Origin of the sequence: Pseudomonas sp. PB105 (assembly GCF_009764655.1) — a bacterium.
GTDB lineage: Bacteria > Pseudomonadota > Gammaproteobacteria > Pseudomonadales > Pseudomonadaceae > Aquipseudomonas > Aquipseudomonas cyclaminis.
Genome location: NZ_RWIO01000019.1, coordinates 1 through 1,122 on the forward strand (window position 1 = coordinate 1; position 1,122 = coordinate 1,122).

Consider the following 1,122-nt stretch of genomic DNA (forward strand, 5'->3'; position numbering starts at 1 on the left):
AGCGCGAGCGCCAGGCCAATCGCGATGTGTTTGGCCGGGCGTGCTTCTTCGGTAGCGCCCTGCAGGTGGAAAAGGTCGGGAATGTCTACCAGCTCAAGGCCGGGACCGCCTATGTCGAGGGCGTCCGCCTTGAGCGTGCAGCTGTTCAATTTAGTGCCCCTGGTGCTTTTCCGACCTCGGTGTGGATCGACGTGGCGATGCAGCGTGAGCTGAGCGACATGGTTGCCAAGTCGACAATCGCCTTCGGGGCAAATCGCCTGGACTACACGGACAGCGCAGGCGTGAAGCACTACCAGGTGCTGCTCGCCGATTTGCCGAACGCGAACACCATCACAGACCGTCGTCCGGTGGAGCCGATCGGCGGGCCGCTGGTGCAGCATTTCGCTGCCCGGGTGGGTGACTATGACCAGCTTCGTGCACGCGCAACGACCAAGGAAGACGTCAAGTTAGACCAGATTCCCAACGCCATCAGCGATGACCAGGACACCAACAGCAGTGTCATTCTTGCCACCACTAAAGCGGTCAAGGCCGCGACTGCATTGATCTGGACCGGTATTGCCAACATCGTGTCGGGAGTCACTGTGGTGGGAAAGGCCGCAAGGTGGGCCAACGCCCGCAAGATCACGCTGAACGGTGCAGTGCTGGGTAACGTGACACTCGACGGATCTGGCGACGTAACGATAACCACCTCTGGAAGTCAGGCCACCGAGGCATTCGTTGGTAGTTCCAAAATCGCCTCACAGGTCATGACCAACACAGGTGTCGACGACCTCAGCTTCGTCACTCCCAAAAAGCTGCGCTGGGGCTTCCTGCTGAGCTTAACCGTGAACGGGTACGTGGTTTTCCCGACCTGGTTGGGTGGCCTGGTCATTCAATGGGCACGCGGCGCTCATACCAATGTGGGGGACAGCGTCCACACCATCGCGCTCCCCTTAGCGTTTCCTTCGGCCAACTTGTTCTCAATCGTCGGGACACTCGCTGTCAGCACCACTGCGTCCGACTTTTGGTTCCAGACGATTTCATCGACTAAAGAGTCGGTGGTGGTTGTGGCGCAGTGGAGCGGTACGGGCAGCTCCAGTGCCGGTGGATACCCTCAACTGTTGTCCATAGGATATTAATCAT

1 pseudogene is annotated in these 1,122 nt (G+C 59.0%); it reads left to right on the forward strand.

The annotated features are described in order from the left end of the window. Positions 1 to 1,118: pseudogene (locus tag EJD88_RS02765) on the forward strand (hypothetical protein); the annotation flags it as partial. Between the last annotated feature and the right edge of the window lie 4 nt (positions 1,119 to 1,122).